Source organism: Streptococcus oralis, from assembly GCF_003942875.1.
GTDB lineage: Bacteria > Bacillota > Bacilli > Lactobacillales > Streptococcaceae > Streptococcus > Streptococcus oralis_BX.
In genome coordinates, this window is record NZ_RMVK01000001.1 from 1 (window position 1) to 22132 (window position 22132).

Genomic DNA, 22132 nt, shown 5'->3' on the forward strand with positions numbered 1-22132 from the left:
ATTATAAATGATTTTTCGTCTATACTTAGGGGTGAACACAATGTGATATTTACACATCCACTTTGTGTGTGATAAACTATGTGCCTTTTGTGCCATATTTTTCTCCTTTCGCTTTACAATTGGCTTGAACACCTTTATTGTATCGCGTTTGGAGTTTTTTTGGTATAACCTTCGTCGCGCACCCGCATAGCGGGTGGTTTATTTGTCTCGCACCTTACGGAGCGAGACGGACTAATAGTCACATAATAAAACAAATCCCGTGATTAAAAGATCACGGGAATTTTTTATTTCTTTGACTGTGTATCTTCTTTCTTTGTACGTGCCAATCGTAGAGCGCGTTTAGGATTGAGACGATTAAACAATTCTTCTAGTTTCTTTTCATTCCACACATCTGCTGCAGAAACAAAATTTCCATCTGCATCTCGGAATGATATCGGTTTATCTCCCATATCAATCTCCTAGTCTACAAATTCAAATTCAAATTTACCGATTCGGACCAAATCGCCATCTTTAGCTCCACGCGCACGAAGGGCTTCATCAACCCCCATACCACGAAGCTGACGGGCAAACTTCATGACCGATTCGTCACGGTCAAAGTTGGTCATGTTAAAGAGTTTCATGAGTTTTTCACCAGAAAGTACCCATGTCGCATCATCATCACGACTAATTTCAAAGGCTTTTTCTTCCTCGTCAAAGCCATAGTAAGCTTCTTCTTCCATATCGGATTCGTCATAAATCGGGAATTCTGGAGTCTTGTCTAACAAATCAGCTGTCGCGTCCAAAAGAGTCGCCAACCCTTGCTTGGTCAATCCAGAAATAGGGAAGATAGCTGGAAGTTCCTCAAACTCGTCGTAGTTTGCAGCCAACTTTTCCTTGAAAGTTTTCAGATTTTCCTGACTTTCAGGCATATCCATCTTGTTGGCTACAATGATCTGCGGACGTTCCATGAGACGAAGGTTATAGGATTCCAATTCCTTATTGATAGCAAGGTAGTCCTCATAAGGATCACGTCCTTCACTAGCTGACATATCGATGACATGGAGGATAACTCGAGTGCGTTCGATATGACGAAGAAACTGGGTTCCAAGACCAACCCCTTGACTGGCCCCTTCAATCAAACCTGGAAGGTCTGCTACTGCAAAAGATTCACCTGACTGCGTACGAACCATACCTAGATTAGGGACAATCGTCGTAAAGTGGTAAGCACCGATTTTGGGCTTAGCTGAAGTGATGACACTAAGCAAAGTTGACTTTCCAACAGATGGGAAACCGACCAAGCCAACATCTGCTAAGATTTTCAATTCCAGTTGCAACTCACGTTCTTGTCCTGGTTCTCCATTCTCAGAGATTTCAGGTGCAGGATTTTTTGGCGTGGCAAAACGGATATTTCCACGACCACCTCGACCGCCATGAGCCACGATAAACTCTTGACCATGTTCAATCAAGTCTGTAATGACTTTACCTGTTTCCGCATCACGTACAGTAGTCCCCTGTGGTACGCGAACACGAAGATCTTCTGCACCACGTCCGTGCATTCCTTTGGTCATTCCTTTTTCACCGGAATCAGCCTTGAAATGACGGTTATAGCGGAAATCCATCAAGGTACGTAAGCCTTCGTCTACCACGAAAACAACGTTACCTCCACGTCCACCATCACCACCCCAAGGACCGCCATTAGGGACATATTTTTCACGGCGAAAGGCAACCATGCCATCGCCACCATTACCAGCCTTGACCTTAATCTTGGCTGTATCTAAAAACATACTCATATTTTCTTCTCACTTTAAAAAGGCTGGGGAGAACCCAGTCATTAGTTATTGTTTCTATCCTCGTAGCTTGCTTAGAATCTACTAAAAGCTCCAAGCGCAGTTGCAAAGATACCAGCAAGGGTTACAAACAACATGATGAGCACGACAACAAGTGTCACCTTTTCAAACAAAGTTTTTTTACGTTTTCCGTTATCTCCAAAAGCCATAACTTCTCCTTTTTTCTATATAATTCTAATTTAATAGTCTGTTGAAACTGGTGCAATCAACCATAAAATGATATAAGCAAGGACTCCTGTCCCATAACAAAATGCAAGAACAGCCCAAATGACACGAACAATTGTTGGATCGATATCAAAATAATGAGCAACTCCTGCGCATACTCCACCAATTTTTTGATCTTTCCCGCTTCTCATTAATTTTTTCATTTTTTCTTCCTCTTATTCTATTATTTGAATTCGTCTCTCCAATAATCTCTGATGCTAGACAATTGTTTTCGAGACGCTCTTAAAATACGCTTGGATTCTTTTACTGGGCTTGTAACAGCCTGTTGAGGTAGATAGAGAATCGTTTTTAAAAAGCGTTGAGTGACAGGTTGTCCATCATGTAACTCATGTTCAAAGTTATTTGAGATAATGGCATCAAGGTAAAACTCATGAACTCGTTTCCCAAAATTTTCAGCCGAAATCTCGTACAACTTATCCGCTAACTTTTGTTCAGACATATCAGGAGTAGCGATCAAGGCTTCAAGGATAGCTCCTGCAAGCTCTCGTTCTCCATAGTAGAGGGTCCCAAACATTTTATCATTGATCAGATTTTCAAGATAGGGATTGCCATGAGCAATAACAGGCGTTCCACTGGCTAGACTTTCTAGATAAGTCAATCCTTGGGTTTCACTAGTGGAAGCTGAAATAAAGAAATCAGCTGCTTTATAGTACAAGGCTGTCTCACTTGGAGCAATCATACCTGTAAAAATCACATGTTTTTGTATGTTTAATTTCCCTGCTTGTTCTTTCAGACTGTCCAGATAAGGCCCGTCTCCAGCAACAACCAACTTCACCTTGTCTTCTTCTTTCAAAACCTGCGCAAAGGCAGCTAAGACTGCTTGGATATTCTTCTCAAAAGAGATACGCGAAAGGCTCAGTAGCATCTTCTCGCCTTCCTGAATACCTAACTTCGAACGAAGCTCTTGTAAGTTTTCCTCTTTGATCTCAGGCCGTTCAAACTTAGCCAGCTCAATTCCAGTTGGGATAACACGCTTTTCAACCTTAACTTTGTATTTAGATAAAAGGTCACGAACAATCTCACTAGGGCAAATCACGCCATCTACATCATGAAGGAAGCCTCGCACCAAATATTTTACCATACTCGGACGAATTAGCATGCCCTTAGCAATGTAATGCACATAGTCTTCATACTGGGTATGGTAGGTATGAATAACTGGAATTTTCAATTCTCTCGCAATCCAAATCCCTAACAAACCAAGAGAAAATTCTGTCTGGGTATGAATGATATCGAGTTGATACTGCTTGGCAATTTCAAGCGCCTTTGTAAAACCTCGGTAGGCAAATCGTCGATCCTTAAATGCAAAGAAAGGGACACTCGGAATGCGAATAATTTGCCAATCTTCGTATCGGTTCACGTCTTTATCAGTTGTTGTAAAGATAAAAACTGCATGCCCCTGCTTTTCAAGCTCAGTTTTCAAAGTCCGAATACTAGTCGCGACACCGGAAACCTGAGGGAAATAGGTATCTGTAAATAAACCAATTCGCATAAATTACCTCACTTTTTGCCCAAAGCAGCCTGTTCTCGATAAAATTTTAACCATATTTCCAACAAATGCTCCTCAGAGTACTCTTTGGAGATCTCGCGAGCTTTTTCTTTCAAGTCCTTTAAGGCTTCAGGGTCATTCTTGTATTCTAGGATTGCTTCTCTCATCTCGGAAACATCACTTGTAGCACGATAATTCCCATCAAGAATAACCTTATACAGATCCAAATCTCTTAACATAATAGGAGCCTCGCAACTAGCGGCCTCTAAGATAGTCATAGGGAATAATTCATTGTAACTTGGTAGCAAGAATAGATCCGCCATAGCGTAAAGTTCCCGCATCCGTTCGGGTGACACAATTCCAGGGAAAATAAGATTTTTGGGTGGATTGTCCATTATCTTCTTGTAGCGTTCATAACCATCTGTCATCCCACCAAATGAAAAACCACCAGCCCAGATAAAGGTAATTTCTGGCAATTCCTCAGCAAGACGGATAAAATCATCAATCCCTTTACGTTTCTGAACCTGACCCGCACCGATTACGACAAACTGATCTTCCGCAAGATCCATTTCCTTCCGGAGTTGTGCAACCTGTTCAGCTGGTAATGGATGCCATTTTTCTTTGTTTACAAAATTTGGAATATAAGTTACTTTTTCACGCGGAATACCAGCAGCCACCAAATCCTCGATAAACATGGGATTGACCACCACCAAGTGTTCCATTCGGTTGTAAAAGGAAAAAACATAGCGTTTGACAATTCCTTTTAGGAAAAATGGAATCTTCAAACTCCCCTCAAGCGTATCAGGCAAAAAATGCACATAGCCAATTTTTCTCCCAGAGCGTTTCTTTTGGAAAGTAGATAAATAATAAGGGAAATCAATGGTGTGAAAATGAGTTACATCTGCCTCTACAGGAAGATTCTCTGTAACAATCAACTGGTCTTTGGCATCACGGTGAAGGAGACTAACCAATTCTCTATAAGCTCCTGACACTCCTTGACCAGCTACTTTTTCACTTGAACTTAGCATATTAATACGCAATTTTTCGTTTTCCATACCTTTCATTATACCATTTTATTTCCAGAAAATCAGCAAAAGAAAGAAGAGACCAAAGGAAAAAGGATAAAATTACCTTATTTTCCAATCGTCTCTCTCATTTTTTTAGTCTTTATTTAATTCCTAGGGCGATACGTGCGTATCGGCTCATTTTTTCAACCGTCCAAGCTGGATACCAGACCAATTTGACCTCGGTATTAGTTACCTCAGGCACATCTGTCATCGCATCATGTATCTGGTCTGTCAAAAGGTCAGCCAGTGGGCAGCCCATAGTTGTCAAGGTCATATCAATTTCAGTGTGACCTGTTTCACCATCAAAACGAATTTCATAAATCAAACCTAGGTTGACAATATCAATCCCCAACTCAGGGTCGATGACTTCTTCCAAAGCATTTAAAATGCGTGTTTTGATCGTTTCAATTTGCTCTTCTGTATAAGCCATGTTATTCCTCACTCTTAGTCTTCAATAAAATCACGAAGGGGTTTGCTGCGACTTGGTTGACGTAGTTTTCTCAAAGCCTTGGCCTCGATCTGACGGATACGTTCACGAGTTACGTTAAAGACTTTACCAACATCTTCAAGAGTACGCATTTTCCCATCGTCCAAACCGAAACGAAGGCGCAGAACGTTTTCTTCACGGTCTGTGAGAGTATCCAAGACTTCATCCAACTGCTCACGTAAAACGATACGCGTTGTGTAATCCACTGGATTTTCAATCACTTCGTCTTCGATAAAGTCCCCAAGATGACTATCGTCCTCTTCACCAATCGGTGTTTCAAGTGATACTGGTTCTTGGGCGATTTTCAAGATTTCACGCACCTTGTCAGGTGTCATATCCATACGCTCAGCGATTTGTTCAGGAGTTGGATCTTGGCCCAATTCTTGAAGGAGATTCCGCTGTTCACGGACAAGCTTGTTAATGGTTTCCACCATGTGAACAGGGATACGAATGGTACGCGCCTGATCAGCGATGGCACGAGTAATCGCCTGACGAATCCACCAAGTTGCATAAGTAGAAAACTTAAAGCCTTTTGAATAGTCAAATTTGTCAACAGCCTTCATCAAGCCCATGTTTCCTTCTTGAATCAAATCAAGAAACTGCATGCCACGACCTACGTAGCGCTTAGCGATCGAAACCACCAAACGAAGGTTGGCTTCCGCAAGACGTTGTTTGGCTTCGATATCACCAGCTTCAACTGCTAAAGCCAATTCTTTTTCTTCTTCGTTAGTCAAGAGAGGAACGACCCCGATTTCCTTCAAATACATACGGACTGGGTCATTAACCTTGGCAGAGGTTGAGCCAATCAAGTCCTCATCACTAAGTTCTGGTTCTTCTTCTGCACTAAGAACACGCGCACTTGGATTTCCTTCGTTATCTGTGATAGAAATTCCAGCATCCTGAATCCGTTGCAAAAGGTCTTCAATGCCGTCTGCATCTAAGGTAAAAGGAATAACCAGACTTGAATTGATTTCGTCATCTGTTGCTGTTCCTGTTTTTTTGTGGTTACGGATAAAGTCTGCTACTTGCACATCAAATGTGGTTACTTCTTTTTGTTTTGTTGCCATTATTACTCCATTCTTCTCTTTTGGGAAATCAATCGTTGCAATTCTTCCAAGGCTGTGTCTGTATCTCCTAGATGACTAGCTTCCTGCACTTTCTTTTTAATTCGTAAGTTGTCCTTGCTGAGGAGAGCACGGTTTCGAGTTTCTTCGACTTCTGCTAGCTCCTGAGGCGACATCTCTGCAGGCAAATCCAGACTAAGCACATGGTACCAAGCATTTTCAACCTCAGGCGTCTGATGAGACAGTTCCTCTGATCCAATTTCTCCCTGCTCACTTAATAATTCGTAAAGAATCTGAAATTCTGGGGTATCAAAGAAAAAACCTTCTCTTAATCGGTAGTCATTTAAAACAACTGGATTCTCAGCCATCCTATAGAGGAGATGAGCCTCTGCTCTCATAACAGCCGTCAGTTGCCGCGTTACAGGTAAACTAATCGCTACGGGTGTAGGTTGCTCCTTTACCCTCCCCTGCCTTTGAACAATCCGACTTTCATTTACAATCTGTTCTACTTGCTGGTAATCAAAGGAAGGTAGATTATCCGCCAGAATGTGGATATAGGAATTCTGGGCGGTGATAGACTTTTCTTTGGCAATTAAGGGAGCAATCTTTTCAATGAACTCGATTTGCGCTTGCAAGTTGTCACTATTCTCAGGTTTGAGTTGGTGAATATAGAACTCTATGGGACTGATACGTGTCTTGGTTAAGAGGTAGGCCAAATCTTCAGGAGAATTCTTTTGCAAATACTCATCTGGGTCCATGGCATCAGGTACTCGAACAACTTCCACTGAGAAGTCTTTTAATTCCTCTAGAGCCTTGGCTGTTGCTGCCTGCCCTGCCTTGTCACCATCATAGCTGAGAACAATTTTTTTGGTAAAGCGTTTAAGGTGGTCAACATGCTCCTTGCTTAAGGCTGTTCCCATGGAAGCTACAGCATTTTCTATACCAGCACGGTAGGCTGCAATCACATCCATGAAGCCTTCCATCAGATAGAGCTCTGTAATCTTACCTGTTCCCTTTTTTGCCTTGTCCAAATGATACAATTCGTAACTCTTGTTAAAAATTGCAGTCGAGCGACTATTTTTATATTTGGCAGTCTGACTATCCGTTTCTTGCCAGATACGACCTGAAAAGGCAATAACCTGCCCCTTGTCATTGGTCAAAGGAAAGATGATCCGTCCAAAAAAAGTATCATAAAATTGATTACCATCTGACAGATAGAACAAGCCCGAATCCAATAAATCCTTTTCCTCAAACTTGTCAGCCAAACGTTGATAGAGATAGGTTCTCTCTGCTGGCGCCAGTCCAATCTGGAAATGCTTCAAAACATCATCCGTCAAGCCTCGTTTATATAGATAAGCCCTTGCTTCTTCTCCCATCTTGGTCGTCATGAGGATGGCATGGTAAAAACGGGCAGCTTCTTCATGCATATCATATAGAGCTTGATGAGGGGAAGCTTGTTGGGGACGAGACTGGACAGGCATGGCCAGTTGAATACCGACGCGCTCTCCTAAGAGCTGAACGGCTTCCATGAAGGACACGCCTTGGTATTCTTCGATGAACTTAAAGACATCTCCTGAGCGCCCACATCCAAAACAGTGATAAAACTGCTTGTCTTCCACAACGTTGAAAGAGGGGGTCTTTTCACCATGAAAAGGACAGAGCCCTAAATAGTTCCGTCCAGCCTTCTGTAAAGAAATCACATCACCTATGACTTCCACAATGTTGGCATTGTTTTTGATTTCTTCAATGACTTGCTTGTCAACCATACACAATACCTCCATCTTATCATAGTTTCACGTAAACTAGTATAGCTTATTTCTGAAAAAAAGTAAACCATTTCATACGCTTTCCGTAATTCTCTTTGTCTTATTTTTCTAGATTGAAATGGAAGATAAAAAACTCAGAAACACTTCCATGCTTCTAAGTTTCTCTTCTCTATTTTTTGATGATTATTTAACTCATCTATTCAAATAATTGATAGTAGTCTGAAATTTTCATCTTAGCTTTTTCTTCTTTATTGAGGTCTTGGATGATACGACCTTCCTTCATGACAATCAGACGATTGCCATACTTTAGTGCATCTTCCATATGGTGGGTAATCATCAAGGCTGTTAGATGATCCTTGCTGACAAAGTCATCCGTTAACTCCATCAAAGCAACACTGGTCTTTGGGTCGAGAGCTGCTGTGTGTTCATCCAACAAGAGCAACTCTGGTCGCTTCAAGGTTGCCATCAAGAGACTCAAGGCCTGACGTTGACCACCTGATAGAAATTCAATAGGAGTGTCCAGATGTTTTTCAAGACCATTTCCAACCTTTTCAATGGTAGTCTGGAACTCTTCTCTGTGACTTGAAAGTCTCCTAGGAAGGAGTCCTCTCTTCTCACCACGAAACTTGGCAATCAAGAGATTTTCCGCCACCGTCATACGAGGAGCCGTACCCATCTTAGGATCCTGAAAGACACGAGACAAATACTTAGCCCGCTTTTCAGGTGAAAAATGCGTCACATCCTCGCCCATGATACGGATACTTCCACTTGTTAAAGGTAAGGTACCTGCAATAGTGTTAAAAAGCGTTGACTTCCCTGCTCCATTTCCACCTAGTATTGTAATGAAATCATGTTCAAAAATCTCAAGAGAAACATCATTTAGAATGATTTTTTCCTCGTCAAAGCCATTCGTGATGACTTTGGTAGCATTTTTTAATTCTACAATTGCTGTCATTTGCTAAACTTGACTCCTTTCAGGTATTTGCTTTTGAAGGTTGGAATCATAAGGCAAACTGCCAAAATCAAGGCGCTGTACAAACGAAGATAACTTGTATTAAACCCAAGAGCAATCACTCCCCAAACGAGGAACTGATAAGCAATAGACCCTACAACGATGGTCATGAGTCGCTCTGCCAGGGTCAAACTCTTGAACAAAACCTCACCAATAATCAAGCTAGCAAGCCCTACGACAATCACTCCAATTCCTCGGGAAACATCTGCGTATCCTTCTTGTTGAGCAATTAAGGCCCCTGCAAGTGCGATGATCCCATTTGAGAGAACCAAGCCCATGAGTTCCATACGACCCGTATTGATACCAAAGCTACGAGCCATATCAGGATTATCACCAGTAGCGATGTAGGCCTGACCTAGTTTGGTATCAAGGAAAAAGAGCATAAGGCCAATAACAAGAGCTACAAAGATTAATCCAGTCAGGAGTTGGTTAAGATCTGAATCGAAAGGCAAGACATCCTGTATTTGTTTAGTTCCAAGAAGCCCCAGATTGGCACGCCCCATAATCATGAGCATGATGGAATGGCAGGAAGTCATGACCAGAATCCCTGATAAGAGGGTTGGGATTTTTCCTTTGGTATATAAGAGTCCCGTCGCCATTCCAGCTAGACAGCCCGCTCCTACTGCAGCTAAGGTCGCTAAGAATGGATTGACTCCCTGTGTTATCAAGGTTACAGCTACTGCTCCCCCTAGAGGAAAAGAACCTTCAGTAGTCATATCTGGAAAATTCAAAATTCGAAAAGTCATAAAGATTCCCAAACCTAGAATCGCCCAGACCATCCCCTGTGAAATAATGGATACTATCATAATCTTTCACTCATTTCTTTCTTTAGTAAAAATGGGAGGAGATGTGTCCAGCTCCTCCTTTATCTTTATTCAATCACTTGTCCTGCTTCTTTTAGAACGGACTCAGGAATGGTGATACCAAGTTCCTGCGCTAGTTTTTTGTTAATCACTGACTTACCAGTTGAAAAGACATTAACTGGCGTATCAGCTGGTTTTTCACCTTTCAAAACTTTGGCAATCATTTTACCAGTAGCCACTCCAAGATCGTGTTGGTCAACTACTACTGATGCTAATCCACCTGCTTCTACCATGGCAGTGGCACTTGGGTAGATTGGCTTTTTAGCTGTTTGGTTGCTTGAAACAACTGTTGAGAATGCTGATGCAATGGTATTGTCAATTGGAACCCAAATTGCATCGACCTTGCTTGTCATAACATTGACTGTTGAAGCAATTTCATTTGTTGAAGGAACGGCAAATGTTTCGACTGTCAAACCTGCTTTTTCAGCATAAGCCTTGAATTCTTCTACCTGTGTTTTTGAGTTATCTTCGCTACTTGAGTAAAGAGCACCGATTGTTTTGACATTTGGTGTCAAAGTTTTAATCAATTCCACTTGTTGTTCAGCAGGGTTGTGGTCTGACACCCCTGTGATGTTGCCACCTGGTTTTTTCAAATCTTTGACCAAGTTAGCACCGATTGGGTCTGTAATAGCAGCCATGATAACTGGTAGGTCTTTTGTAGCACTAGCGAGTCCTTGAGCCGCTGGTGTTGCAATCCCAACAACTACATCGTTTCCATTTGCTACCAATTGTTTACTCATGGTTGCAACCTTGCTCTGATCTCCTTCAGAGTTCATAAAGTCGATTTTTACTTGATCGTCCTTATAGCCTTCTTCAGCTAGTCCATCTTGAATCCCTTGGTAAATCAAGTCCAAGGATGGGTGACTAACAAATTGAAGGACACCAACCTTAGCAACCTTTTGCTCTTCCTTAGCTGATGGCTTGTTCATAGATGAATAAATCAAGCTAGCCACCACCAATACTGCTAATCCAGCGACAATTCCAATCAAACGTTTATTTTTCATTTTTCTTTCTCCTTAATTCTTTTACCTTAACTTGTTAAATCACATCATCAAGCGATGCCATCGTTTAAATTCCAATATCTTTCCTCCTCATAGAAAAAGTCCTCACACAAAAAACTTGTGTGAGGACGTCGATGCGCGGTGCCACCTCAATTATAGGGAATATCCCTATCGCTCTTTCTCGCAATAACGAGTTGCACTGTAAGGTGTGCTCACCGAATTTTTATGATTTCAAATTCTTAAGTACATTCAGCCCAATTTCATCACTTTCATCTATCTGCTTTCACCAACCACAGACTCTCTAAAAAATGAGCATGATTACTTTCTGAATGTTTAAATTATATCATTTTTCAACTACTTGTCAAGCTTATTTTTAGAATTTTTTAAACAATTCAAAAACTTCCCCTTTATAAAAGAGGAAGTTTGTAGAATATCAGCCTGAATTACGCAAACCTGTTGCAATTCCGTTGATAGTTGTATGGATCAGTTTTTCTTCGTCTGCTGACAATTCGCCGCGACGTTGACGTTTGATCAACTCCAACTGGATGTAGTTCAGGATATTAAAGTAAGGCATACGATAGTTTAGACTGTCTTTTAGGTAAGAGTTTTCTGCCAAGAGTTCGTCATAGCCTTCGATAGCTAAAATAACGTCCTTAGTCAACTGCCATTCATCTAAAATAGTGTAGTAGATAGCTTGTACTTCTTCGTCTTCACAGAGCTTGGCATATTCAAAAGCAATGTTCATATTAGACTTAGACAAGACCATGTCTACATTGGAAAGCAAAGATTGGAAGAAAGGCCAGTTTTGGTACATGTCTCGAAGGAACTCGATATTCTTCGGATTTTGATCAATAAACTCTTTAAAGCTTGATCCAACTCCGTACCATCCAGGGAACATGACACGGCTTTGTGACCATGAGAAGACCCAAGGAATGGCACGCAAACCGCCAATTTCAGTGATGGTCTTACGAGCTGCTGGACGCGAACCAATATTGAAGCTTGAAATAGCCTTGATTGGACTTGATTCAAAGAAATAGTCATAGAAATGTTCATTTCCAAAGACCAAATCACGATAGATATCGTAGCTACGGTCCACTACTTGGTCCATAATAGCTTCGTAACGATTTGACGTATTGGTATCACTCTTCTTCTTGGTAATCATACGGTTAATGGCTGCAGAAACCAACATTTCAAGGTTATAATAGGCTGCATCTTTGTTACCGTATTTGTTTCCAATGACTTCTCCTTGCTCAGTCAGACGGATACGGTCCTTGATAGACTTAAGTGGTTGAGATGTGATGGCTTCATAAGTTGGTCCACCACCACGACCCACAGTACCACCACGACCATGGAAGAAAGTAACCTTAACGCCGAATTCATCCCCAATAGCCGTCAGTTGTTGTTGCGCTTTATAGAGGGTCCAACATGATGATAGGTAACCACCGTCCTTGTTACTATCAGAGTAGCCAAGCATGATTTCTTGGTAGTTGTCTTTTGAAGCAATCCATTTTTTAGCCAAAGGAAGAGAGAAATATCTTCTCATGGTTTCTTCTGAGTGATCCAAGTCCTCGATCGTTTCAAAGAGGGGAACAATCTGAACGCGGGCTTTTTGGGCATCCACCAAGCCGACTTCCTTAAGCATAATGGCTAGTTCGAGCATATCGGATACACTGGTTGCGTGAGAAATGATGGTTTGACGAATAACATTTTCACCCAGTTTATCCTTCAACTTGCGCGCAGCTTTAAAGATAGAGAGTTCTTTTTCAAGCAGTTCTGACTTTTCAGCATGAGTCGCTGAGAGAATACGAGGGTCTTCTTCCAACTCTTTTAAGAGGAGGGCGCATTTTTCATCTTCAGATAGATCGCTATAGTGATCATTGATACCAGCAGATGCAAGCAATTCTGCCACACAGGCTTCGTGAACACTAGAATCCTGGCGCATGTCGATAGAAGCAAGGTAGAATCCAAAAATTTCGACAGCTTGCATCAACTCGACAAATTCTCCTGAAATCAGGTATTCTCCTTTGTTCTCAAGGAGAGAGTCGCGAATGGCCAACAAATCTTGATAAAATTCATCTGCAGTGGCATATCTAGGCTGAAGATTCTTGTCTTCAATGAGATAAGCCTTGGTTGCCTGCATCTTAGCTTGGATATCAAAAAGGGCACGACGATAGAGTTCTTTTTCACGGTAAATCGAGTTATCTTGTGACTTCAGCGCCATCTCACGAACCTTGTTGCTGACATTCACGATGCTGGTTGACAGTGAAAATTCACGATAAAGATTATAAATCTTTTCATCATAGTAGTTCATGATGACTTCGCACTGAGTCAAGGCTGATTTGTTGAGGGTTTCCGCTGTTACAAAAGGATTTCCATCACGGTCTCCTCCGATCCACATCCCCATGGTAATCGGTTTTGGATGTTGGAGATCGATACCTTGTTCTTTTGCCATTTTTTTATACTCAGCTGTCAAACGCGGAACAGCATTCAGGAAAGAACTTTGGTAATACTCCATCACGTTGGTGATTTCGTTGGTTACTTTCAATTTCTTCTCACGAATCATGTCCGTTTGCATGATAATTTCAATGTAACGACGGAGATCTGTATGCCATTTTTCTTTATTAATCAAGCCAAGTTTGACATCACGGTACTTGCGCAAAAGCGTATGGATATGGTTGGTCAGATCCAGCATACTCTTGCGCTGTACTTGCGTTGGATGGGCGGTTAAGACAGGAACGACATTTAACTTTTCTAAAATTTCGGCTGCATTTTCTTTTTCAGCTACCATCTTAATCGTTGTAGATAGTTTCCCTAGATAGTCTTGGTCCACATTGTTTTGGTGATTGATTTCATAGGCCAAATCCACATCCTCAGAGATATTAATCAAAAGTGGAAGGATAGAGAAATAGCGTGAAATGTAAATCATTTCTTCATTCGAAAGACTGGTCACTAGGTCATTGAGCCCTTGATAATTCTCGCTAGTTGATAATTCCTTCAACTGGATAATCTTTTCAAAGGTTTCAGGCGCTAGCATATTTTTTGTGATATCTTCTAATAGCTCAGTCAGAATCAAGACTTCTTCTTGGACGACTGCTTTATTACTATAGTTTTCTAATTTTTGAAGAGACATATACTTTCCTTTCCATTCAATCCTTACAGATTTTCATCGGTTTGATTCTCGTATTCTCTGATAAGTTTGGCACGTTTTTCACTTGCATCAATGTTCAGTACAAGCGCGATGGCCACGGATAATACCAATAGACTGTTCCCACCTTGTGAAAGGAAGGGGAAGGTTACCCCTGTAGAAGGAATCAACCCTGAAATCCCACCAATATTGACAAAGACCTGAACAAGGATCATTCCTCCGACACCAATAGCAACCATGGAGTTAAAGGGATCCTTTGCTCGAATACCAACCAAGATGATTCGCAAAATCAAGAAGAAGAGTAAAGCCAAAATCATACTGGCTCCAACGAATCCAAACTCCTCGATGACAATCGAAAAGACAAAATCCGTATGGGCTTCTGGCAGATAACCACGCTTCTCGATGGAATTCCCTAGTCCCAGTCCGAACCAGCCTCCATTTACCATTGCATAGTAGGAATTTGCGAGCTGGTGTCCTGCACCCGCCAAGTCATTAAAGGGATTAAAGAAGGCACTAAAACGTTTAGCAACGTAACCAAATACAGGAATTTGAGAGAACTTTTCAACCCCAACAAAGCGAATGACAGACAAGACTAACATTGAGCTCCCTGCCAAGAGAGCCAGAATGGTCGAGAACCAACGATAGGCGATCCCACTTACGGTATACATGATGAGCGCCACCAAGACCAAGATGGTCGCATTTCCCAAGTCTGGGAAAATTCCCAAGCTACCAATCAGAACTAGCAGAACAAAACGCCAGTCGTTAAAAGCTCGAGGTAGCCACTGATTCTGTGTCAAAACCTGGAAGTCATAAACCGCAATCTCATCTTGTTGTTTTGAAAATCGATGTGCCAGGTACCAGATGATGATAATCTTAAGGTACTCTGCAGGCTGAATCGTTACAGGTCCTACAGAAATCCATCCGTATGCTCCATTGACAGGTGTTCCGACCAGTCGTGCAAGAGCTAAAAGAACCATCTCCACAATCATTACGATAAAGATGAGACGTCCGTTTCTTAGGAAACCTAATTTTAATTTATAGATTAAGGCAATCAGAATCAAACTAGCTATCCAGAAGATCCCTTGGTTTCGCACCAATTGAAAAGCGCTTTTTCCTTCTTCGATCAAGGTTGCACTCGTTGTCGAATATACCACAATCAGCCCCAAAATCGATAAAAGGAAGTAAGGAATCAAAATGGAATAGTTTAGTAGGTGCCTTTTACTAATTTTCATATTTCACCACTCTAATAGGAACAGACGCTTCTGTTCCCAATTCCGTTTTATTTTCTAGTTTTGATTGCTATTATACCACTTTTTCAGAAAGAAAAAAACTCTTATCCTTTAATCCTTCGAATTTTACTCATTTTCCAGTATCAGGTATAAAAAAACAAATCTCTTTTGAGATTTGTTTTTTGCTTTCTTAGTTAGATGAAGAGCTGCTACTTGAGCTTGAGTCACCACCACCGATGTATTGGGTGAAGATGTTTTGGAATGATTGGTCTTTAACCTTGATGTTTGCTGCTTGCAATTCTTTACCAATTACTCCTTGAACAAAGGCTGAATCATTTTGTTTTTGAGTCAAGATAATGGTCTTCAATTTTTCTTTGTAATCCTCTATATTAGAAGATTTTTCTGTTTTCTTCGTTACTTTGATGATGTAGAACTGACTGCTGTAGGCTTGTGTTCCAGTAGCTGTAATCACATCAGAAACCCCGTTCACATCCAAGGCAAAGGCTGCTTTCTTGACTTGTTCTGGAAGTTCTGTTGAAGCAGAGTCAAAAGTGATTTCTCCACCATTTTCTTTTGTTTTATCGTCATTAGAGTTGTCTTTTGCCAACTGAGCAAAATCCGCACCTTCTGCTTTAGCTTTCTCAAGTACTTCTTTTGCCTTGTCTTCATTATCCAAACGGATGATTTGAGCTGTTACATCTGGTGTGTAAGACTCAAAAGCTTTTTGGTAGGCTTCGTCTGTCAACTCACTTTCAGCAGCCTTTTTAACTGCCAATTCAACCAATTTGCTGGTACGGATTTGAGCTTTACGAGTCTCAGGTGTCATACCTGCACGTTGAAGCACGCTGTTGTAGCTATCGCCGTATTTCTTTTGTTCTTCAGCAACGGCGTCATCCACATCTTTATCCGTTACCTCTGATCCATATTGTTGTTCAAATACTTTTTGGATGGTCATATTGAGCAAGACTTGTTGTGCAGTTGGATTGTTCTTTACTTCTTCAAAGAATTGATGCTCTGTAATCACATCGCCCTTCATGCTAATCAAATCTTTTCCTTCAGAACTGTTTGAACAAGCTGCAAGTGTTGCTACTGATAAAAGTGTGATGGCTCCTGCCATAAGTTTTTTCTTCATGTTTACTCCTTTTACGGTAAGTGTTACCTTATCTATTTTACTATAATTTCTTAAATTTTTCTGAAAATCATTCGCTCTCAGGAAGCTCTACTTCTGCTAGATTCTTTCGTAGCATGAGAATGCCGTCTCCAAGTGGAACTAGAGTTGCTGTTAGACCTGGATTGTCCAAAGTTGCGTCGAAAAGTCTTTGCAAACCACGGTAAATGGTGCGTTGACCTCGGCGGACTTCCATGATGTCCTTGGCAACATCTCCTCCTTGGAAAATATCATCCAAGACCACCACTCCACCGACTTCCAAATGTTTAAGGATTTCAGGCAGAAAGACGATATACTTTGACTTGGCCGAATCCATAAAGACAAAATCATATGTTTCTGTCAAAGTAGATAAAACATCAACAGCATCACCTTCAAGTAAGGTGATTTGCTTACGACTGTCAAACTTGGCAAAGTTTTCCTTGGCAAAGCCTATCATTTCTGGATTTCGGTCAATGGTTGTAATCTTGGCATCTGGCGCATGTTCCGCCATCAAGAGTGCTGAAAAACCGATAGCCGTCCCAATTTCCAAAATGTTCTTGGGCTGTATGGTCTCCATGAGAAATCGAAAATACGCGACCGTTTCATGGGGAATAATGGGAATGTTTTCCTTGCGAGCGAAGGTCTCCAATTCTTTCAAAGAACCTGTCACCTGCTTTTGACGCTGGCGCATGAGTTCTACGATTTCTTCCTTGACGACGGGACGTCGCATGTTATGGTTGGCATTTTTACTATAAGACTCTACCATCTTAAGCTAATCCCAATTTTTCAACAAGGGCTTCAAACTCGTTCAAGCGACGTTCAAAGACTGCAAAGGCATCGTTGAGATAGTCTTCCTTCTCCATATCCACTCCCGCTTTTCTCATAACATTGAGTGGATAATCTGACTTACCTGCCTTGAGGTAGTCGATATAGCGATCACGGTCTTCTTGACTCCCATGGACAATCTTCTCAGCCAAGGCTGAAGCAGCTGCAAAACCAGTTGAATATTGATAAACATAGTAGTTATAGTAGAAATGTGGAATGCGTGCCCACTCGTATTGGATCTGAGGATTGTCTTCCTTGCTGAGTCCATAGTACTCTTGGTTCAAGTCAGCGTAGAGCTTATTGAGGAAATCACTTGTCAAGACTTCTCCATTTTGGTCTGCTTGGTGGATGGCGTGTTCAAACTCAGCGAATTGAGTTTGACGGAAGACTGTTCCACGGAAACCGTCTAGGAAGTTATTGAGAATAGCAAAGCGAGTTGCATCGTCTTCTACTTCTTCCAACAATTTCTCTGTCAAGATATTTTCGTTAGTCGTTGAGGCAATCTCAGCCAAGAAGATAGAATAATCTCCGTAAACATAAGGTTGGGTTTCACGAGTATAGCTAGAGTGCATACTGTGACCTGTTTCATGGACAAGGGTAAAGAGATTGTCTAGATTGTCCTGCCAGTTTAAAAGCATGAAGGCATTTGTATCATAAGAACCACCAGAGTAGGCACCAGAACGCTTGCCTTGATTTTCATAGACATCAATCCAACGCTCACTGAAGGCACGTTTAACACGGCTCAAGTAGTCGTCACCTAAAACTGCCAAGGCTTCTTCTGCCTTTTTCAAGGCTTCTTCGTAGGTAAAGCTATAATCTACTGACGAAAGCGGTGTGTAGACATCGTACATCTTGAGGTCGGAAATCCCCAAGATTTTAGAACGAAGGTTAAGGTAACGATGCAAGAGTGGCAAATGCTTGCGAACTGCTGCTACTAGATTGTCATAGACACTTTCTGGAACAAAGTTTGCTGCGAGAGCTGCATGGCGAGCACTCTTATAGTTGCGAACTTTTGCTCGGTAGTTTTGCACCTTAACATTTGTCTGCAAAGTCTTAGCATAAGTGTGTTGGAATTGCTCATATGTCGCATAAAGGGCTTCATAGGCACCACGACGCACTTCACGGTTTTTAGACTCCATCAAGCGAATGTAAGTACCGTGTGAGAGTTGCACATCATTGCCTTCGTCATCAAGGACATATGGGAAGCTAATATCCGCGTTGTCCAAAATAGCAAAAGTTTCACTAGCAGCGCCAAAGATTTCTCCTGCTCCAGCAAGCAATTCTTCCTCACGTTGCGAAAGAACATGGTCTTTCTTTTGCAAGAGCTTGTCAAAAAAGTGCTTGTAAACTTGGAGTTTTGGCTGAGCTTCTAGGAAGGCCGCATACTGCTCTTCGCTAATCTCCATAAACTCAGGTTCATAGAATGAAAAGGCTTGTTCTAACTGACTGTATAGAGTCATTGCCTTAGCATAGTACTCTTGATACTTGGCTTCACGCGTGTCCTGGTCATTTTTCATATGCGCATAGACATAAAGCTTTTCAACTTGGCGTTCCAAGTCGAGTGAGAATTCTGTGATCTCAAGCAAACTGTCTGCGCTGTCCAAAAGATGTCCCTCATACTTAGTTGCTGTTTGTACTTTTTCAGTTAAATCTTTCAAGGCTTCTTCCCAAGCCTGGTCTGTTGGGTAGATTGTCGAAAGATCCCATGTATCTTTTTCATTTATTTCATGTCGTTGTAATACCATAAGATTCCTCCATCCTTTCTATTTTACCACATTTTTTGAGAAATATAAGTGATAAAAGGCTGGTGGATAGAGCTTTTGGCGATTATTTTTCGGATTTTTTTGATAGTAAGCCTGAAAATTTCTATAATAGCTAGCCAAATCCGTTTCAATCTGCAAAAAATCACCTGACTCTATCGGTCTGACCTGGGGATACCAGTCGTCCAGTTGATGCTTTAATAGATTGTCTCCTCGATGATAAGCTTCCTCCTGCTTCTTCATCCAGTAAGGCGTTTGGTAGTACAACTGCTGACGAATGTAGTGACAGATAGTTAAATCTTGCACGACTGCAAAACGAGGCAGTTTTTGTTTTTGATAAGGAAATCGTAGAATTTCCAAGAGATTTCCTTGACCATAGGGAAATTCCTTGACCTGAAAATGAAGCTTGCCACGTAGGTCCTGATGCAAAAGATATTTGAGTCTCAAAATTTTCCTTTTGAGATCCAGTTCCCAAACAAAGAAACCCATATTTTGACTAAAATAGAGAAATCCCCTTTGTAATTGTGTTAATCGCTCTTTTAACCAGAGTTTTTCTCCGAGTAGCCAGATAACCTGATAGCCCTGGCTGCGGTATCCTTGGCTTCTATCGCCTAAAAGCTTTTGAGACAAGGGGCTGCACTGAACCTCCAGAGCTAGTTTCTCATTGACAAGAACATCTGCTATCTGCTGAATCTCAGGAAGAGCGTACTCTAGGGCAACCTGACAGTCTTTCTTGGCCCAGTGATAAAGGGCCTCTTTGTTGCCCAAGTGTTCTGGACTTTCATTCTCAAAAGTAGCTATACAATCTCTTAAAGATTCATGAGCGAAATGCGTTCGAATGCTCTGTCCTTGGCGTAATCGTAGTCCGCCACCACAGGCGGGGCAGGTATAAGCTTGCTTAGTCACGTCTTTTTCGAGGGCATTCACCAATTTTCCCTGTGCATCTCTGGCTACAAACATGGTCTACCTCCTTTTCTCATTTATTCGAAAAAAAACTAAAAAAGACTGGAATTCCAGCCTTTCATATTACTTTTCTACCTTTTAAACCTCTTAGAGTATTTTTTCAACATGGGAATGAGATTGGGAATCTGCTCACTTCTAATGACCAGCACGCCGTATTCCTGGCAGCGATTGGCATAAGCTGGATTGATTTTTCCAGTACAAACAATCAACTTGAGACAACTCTCCCCAGCAAAATGATTGGCGTAGACTTCTAGTTCATTGATGGCTTCGACTGATAAATCTGTCATCTTGCAAGAGATAAAAGTAATCGAGCGTCCCTTTCTCAGAATGACATCAATCTCATTTTGAACATTATCTGCCTCTGGAAAGATGCCATTCCAATCAATCTCACCACCTATCATGCATTCATCAAACAGCTGAGATTCAAGCGCCAAGAGATAGAGATATACCTCTAAAATATGTCCCTTGTTGCGGCAAAAGACTTGAGCTTCTTGACTTGGAAAGCTGTAGGCTACTCGTTTCTTGTCTTCGCTTTCCATACAAAGCATCCCCGCTTCCATAAGTAAAGGAATGAGGGATTTTGGATAGTGATAATACCTGCCATTGTTTTCCAGTATTTTTTCGGTCTCAGCATGCAGGTCATTGGTCTTAGCTAGAGAGAAAAATTGGGTCACTTGATACCAGTGGGCAGGATTGGCAATGGCAGAGCTGGCTAGCTTTTTGATGGCTGCAATTTGCTGAGCTGAGTGGATAGGGCGTTTGGATTTGAGGATTTTTCCACCACGCAAGGCTATCAGCTGCTGGATGCTTAGGGTTGGAATGTCCAAATCTTCTTTTTCTAACTGTCCGGCTACCCACTTGTATTGTTTTCCTCGCTCAACATCCATGGCAACGATGGGGAGGTCCCGATCCAAGCCGTATTGATAGAGAGATAAGGCTAGTAGCGAATCCCCACCAAAAACATCGAGAAGGACTTGGTCATAGCCTGCTAGACAATAATCTAACTGGTCTGCTAGTTGTTCTAAGGATAACTGACGAAAGGTCACTCGTTGAATATGAGGTACCTCTTCCATGATAAACTGACGGAGAGAGAGCTTCTCTTCATTGCTTATTTTCGTCAAAGATAGAAAAAGAATCTCGTCACAATCACTGATAAAGGCTTGGTAGACATTCTTTTCCAATACATGCCGATCATACAATTCCACCAAAAGACTCGTCATTCGACCACCTCCATCATAAAGACTTTCTTGCGCTGAGAGTATCAGCAATACAGCCCTACTGCTCAGATTTCCTAATTCTAGTATAGCATAAAATCCTGCTTGCCCCAATCAACCAACGCAAACAAAAACGAATAGAAACCTTGCAAAGTGGTTTCTATTCGCTGGTATAGGTTTGATTTACTTGACTTTTTTGGCTAACATAGTCGCAAAGCGTAGTTGAATGCGATTGCCATTTTCATCACGACGGTGCAGATGTCCTGGGTTTTCATTATACTTGATCAATTCCCAATCCTTGTAGTAGTCCGCCAGTTCCCCTTCTTTAAAGGTGAATGGGAAATTAACCGAGCAAGGATAATCCTCTGTATCCATGGCACAGACGATAAGATTGTAACCACCGACCGTGGTGTGCTCCTGCATATTTTGGATAATAGCTGGAATGCGGTTCGCTTGTAGGAACATCAGAACAACTGTTGAAACGATAAAATCATAGTCTTGGCTAACACTGGCAGAATTGATATCATAAAGTCCGACAGGCATGTCTAGATCCTCTTGCTCTACGATACTTTGCAAGATCTCAAGCGACAATTCATTTTGATCCACAGCTGTCACATCAAAACCATTCTGTGCAAGAAAGAGAGAGTTACGTCCTTGACCACAACCCAAATCCAAGGCTCTTCCTGGTTTCACCGTCTGCATAGCCTCTAGGACCTCTGAATGGACTGGATTGGTCTGGTATTTCTTAGGGAAATAATCCTCAGGTTTACAATAAAATTCCAAGTACCATTCTACATCGTCTGTTGCAGCCTCTACTCGGTGCCAGGCTTGCGGTTGCGCCATGGGATTGTCTGATCCCGCCTCAAAGAGATGCTCAGCTAGAACCTCACCATCTTCTGTCAACTCAATAAACTTGAGTGCCCCCTTCAAGACAGTAATTTTTCCCCAAGTGCCGACTTTGGTATTGTGCTTTTGCTGAACTGCTTCAGGCATGGTCTGTTTATTCCACAAGGGCATCCGTTTATAGGCAATTAGTTTTTCCATTTTACTTC

General features: G+C 41.6%; 20 protein-coding genes, 1 pseudogene and 1 other annotated feature. All 21 genes and pseudogenes read right to left on the reverse strand.

All coding sequences use genetic code 11. From position 1 onward, the window contains the following. Positions 1 to 96, reverse strand: a pseudogene (locus tag D8844_RS00005) (IS200/IS605 family transposase); the annotation flags it as partial. Between the two features lie 188 nt (positions 97 to 284). Next, entirely contained in the window at positions 285 to 449 is a 165-nt protein-coding gene (locus D8844_RS00010; protein WP_000502576.1) for a hypothetical protein, read from the reverse strand. 9 nt (positions 450 to 458) lie between these two features. After that, on the reverse strand, positions 459 to 1769 hold the full coding sequence (obgE, locus tag D8844_RS00015; protein ID WP_125420875.1) for a GTPase ObgE: 1311 nt from the start codon (positions 1767 to 1769) through the stop codon (positions 459 to 461). A 71-nt stretch (positions 1770 to 1840) separates the two neighbouring features. Further along, positions 1841 to 1975: a DUF4044 domain-containing protein gene (locus D8844_RS00020; RefSeq protein WP_000863851.1), complete on the reverse strand. Its 135-nt coding sequence runs from the start codon at positions 1973 to 1975 to the stop codon at positions 1841 to 1843. 30 nt (positions 1976 to 2005) lie between these two features. Next, a complete protein-coding gene (locus D8844_RS00025) occupies positions 2006 to 2194 on the reverse strand; it encodes a PspC domain-containing protein (RefSeq protein ID WP_000735789.1) in 189 nt (62 codons plus the stop codon). A 20-nt stretch (positions 2195 to 2214) separates the two neighbouring features. Then, a complete protein-coding gene (locus D8844_RS00030) occupies positions 2215 to 3540 on the reverse strand; it encodes a glycosyltransferase family 4 protein (RefSeq protein WP_001219461.1) in 1326 nt (441 codons plus the stop codon). An 8-nt stretch (positions 3541 to 3548) separates the two neighbouring features. Further along, complete coding sequence (locus tag D8844_RS00035; RefSeq protein WP_025171818.1) at positions 3549 to 4592, reverse strand: glycosyltransferase family 4 protein; 1044 nt, start codon at positions 4590 to 4592, stop codon at positions 3549 to 3551. A gap of 112 nt (positions 4593 to 4704) precedes the next feature. Continuing rightward, complete coding sequence (locus D8844_RS00040) at positions 4705 to 5034, reverse strand: metal-sulfur cluster assembly factor (protein WP_000331930.1); 330 nt, start codon at positions 5032 to 5034, stop codon at positions 4705 to 4707. Positions 5035 to 5048: 14 nt separating this feature from the next. Beyond that, positions 5049 to 6158 (reverse strand): RNA polymerase sigma factor RpoD, encoded by a 1110-nt coding sequence (gene rpoD, locus D8844_RS00045; protein WP_000201892.1) that lies wholly within the window; start codon positions 6156 to 6158, stop codon positions 5049 to 5051. A gap of 2 nt (positions 6159 to 6160) precedes the next feature. Next, entirely contained in the window at positions 6161 to 7921 is a 1761-nt protein-coding gene (gene dnaG, locus D8844_RS00050) for a DNA primase (protein WP_125420878.1), read from the reverse strand. A 196-nt stretch (positions 7922 to 8117) separates the two neighbouring features. Further along, positions 8118 to 8876, reverse strand: a complete 759-nt coding sequence (locus tag D8844_RS00055) for an ABC transporter ATP-binding protein (RefSeq protein WP_049505730.1) — start codon at positions 8874 to 8876, stop codon at positions 8118 to 8120. Next, positions 8873 to 9739 carry an ABC transporter permease gene (locus D8844_RS00060; RefSeq protein ID WP_000637255.1) on the reverse strand — a complete coding sequence of 289 codons (867 nt, stop codon included), beginning with the start codon at positions 9737 to 9739 and terminating at the stop codon, positions 8873 to 8875. Before D8844_RS00060 ends, D8844_RS00055 begins: the two co-directional genes overlap by 4 nt. A gap of 65 nt (positions 9740 to 9804) precedes the next feature. Continuing rightward, on the reverse strand, positions 9805 to 10800 hold the full coding sequence (gene trpX / locus D8844_RS00065; RefSeq protein WP_000792187.1) for a tryptophan ABC transporter substrate-binding protein: 996 nt from the start codon (positions 10798 to 10800) through the stop codon (positions 9805 to 9807). 118 nt (positions 10801 to 10918) lie between these two features. Continuing rightward, positions 10919 to 11134: a binding site (T-box leader), on the reverse strand. A gap of 96 nt (positions 11135 to 11230) precedes the next feature. Next, positions 11231 to 13927, reverse strand: coding sequence for a phosphoenolpyruvate carboxylase (gene ppc / locus D8844_RS00070; protein ID WP_125420881.1), 2697 nt, complete (start codon positions 13925 to 13927; stop codon positions 11231 to 11233). 23 nt (positions 13928 to 13950) lie between these two features. Beyond that, positions 13951 to 15174, reverse strand: a complete 1224-nt coding sequence (gene ftsW / locus D8844_RS00075) for a cell division peptidoglycan polymerase FtsW (protein ID WP_000703342.1) — start codon at positions 15172 to 15174, stop codon at positions 13951 to 13953. A 187-nt stretch (positions 15175 to 15361) separates the two neighbouring features. Next, positions 15362 to 16303: a peptidylprolyl isomerase PrsA gene (gene prsA, locus D8844_RS00080; RefSeq protein ID WP_000728082.1), complete on the reverse strand. Its 942-nt coding sequence runs from the start codon at positions 16301 to 16303 to the stop codon at positions 15362 to 15364. 67 nt (positions 16304 to 16370) lie between these two features. After that, the gene (locus tag D8844_RS00085) at positions 16371 to 17084 is read right to left on the reverse strand and encodes an O-methyltransferase (protein WP_083312825.1); all 714 of its coding nucleotides are present in this window, start codon (positions 17082 to 17084) and stop codon (positions 16371 to 16373) included. Between the two features lies 1 nt (position 17085). Next, positions 17086 to 18888: an oligoendopeptidase F gene (gene pepF, locus D8844_RS00090; protein ID WP_125420884.1), complete on the reverse strand. Its 1803-nt coding sequence runs from the start codon at positions 18886 to 18888 to the stop codon at positions 17086 to 17088. An 18-nt stretch (positions 18889 to 18906) separates the two neighbouring features. Continuing rightward, positions 18907 to 19863 carry a competence protein CoiA gene (locus D8844_RS00095; RefSeq protein WP_125420887.1) on the reverse strand — a complete coding sequence of 319 codons (957 nt, stop codon included), beginning with the start codon at positions 19861 to 19863 and terminating at the stop codon, positions 18907 to 18909. 74 nt (positions 19864 to 19937) lie between these two features. After that, positions 19938 to 21086: a PDDEXK family nuclease gene (locus D8844_RS00100; RefSeq protein ID WP_125420890.1), complete on the reverse strand. Its 1149-nt coding sequence runs from the start codon at positions 21084 to 21086 to the stop codon at positions 19938 to 19940. A 177-nt stretch (positions 21087 to 21263) separates the two neighbouring features. Then, the gene (tehB, locus tag D8844_RS00105; RefSeq protein WP_125420893.1) at positions 21264 to 22124 is read right to left on the reverse strand and encodes an SAM-dependent methyltransferase TehB; all 861 of its coding nucleotides are present in this window, start codon (positions 22122 to 22124) and stop codon (positions 21264 to 21266) included. Between the last annotated feature and the right edge of the window lie 8 nt (positions 22125 to 22132).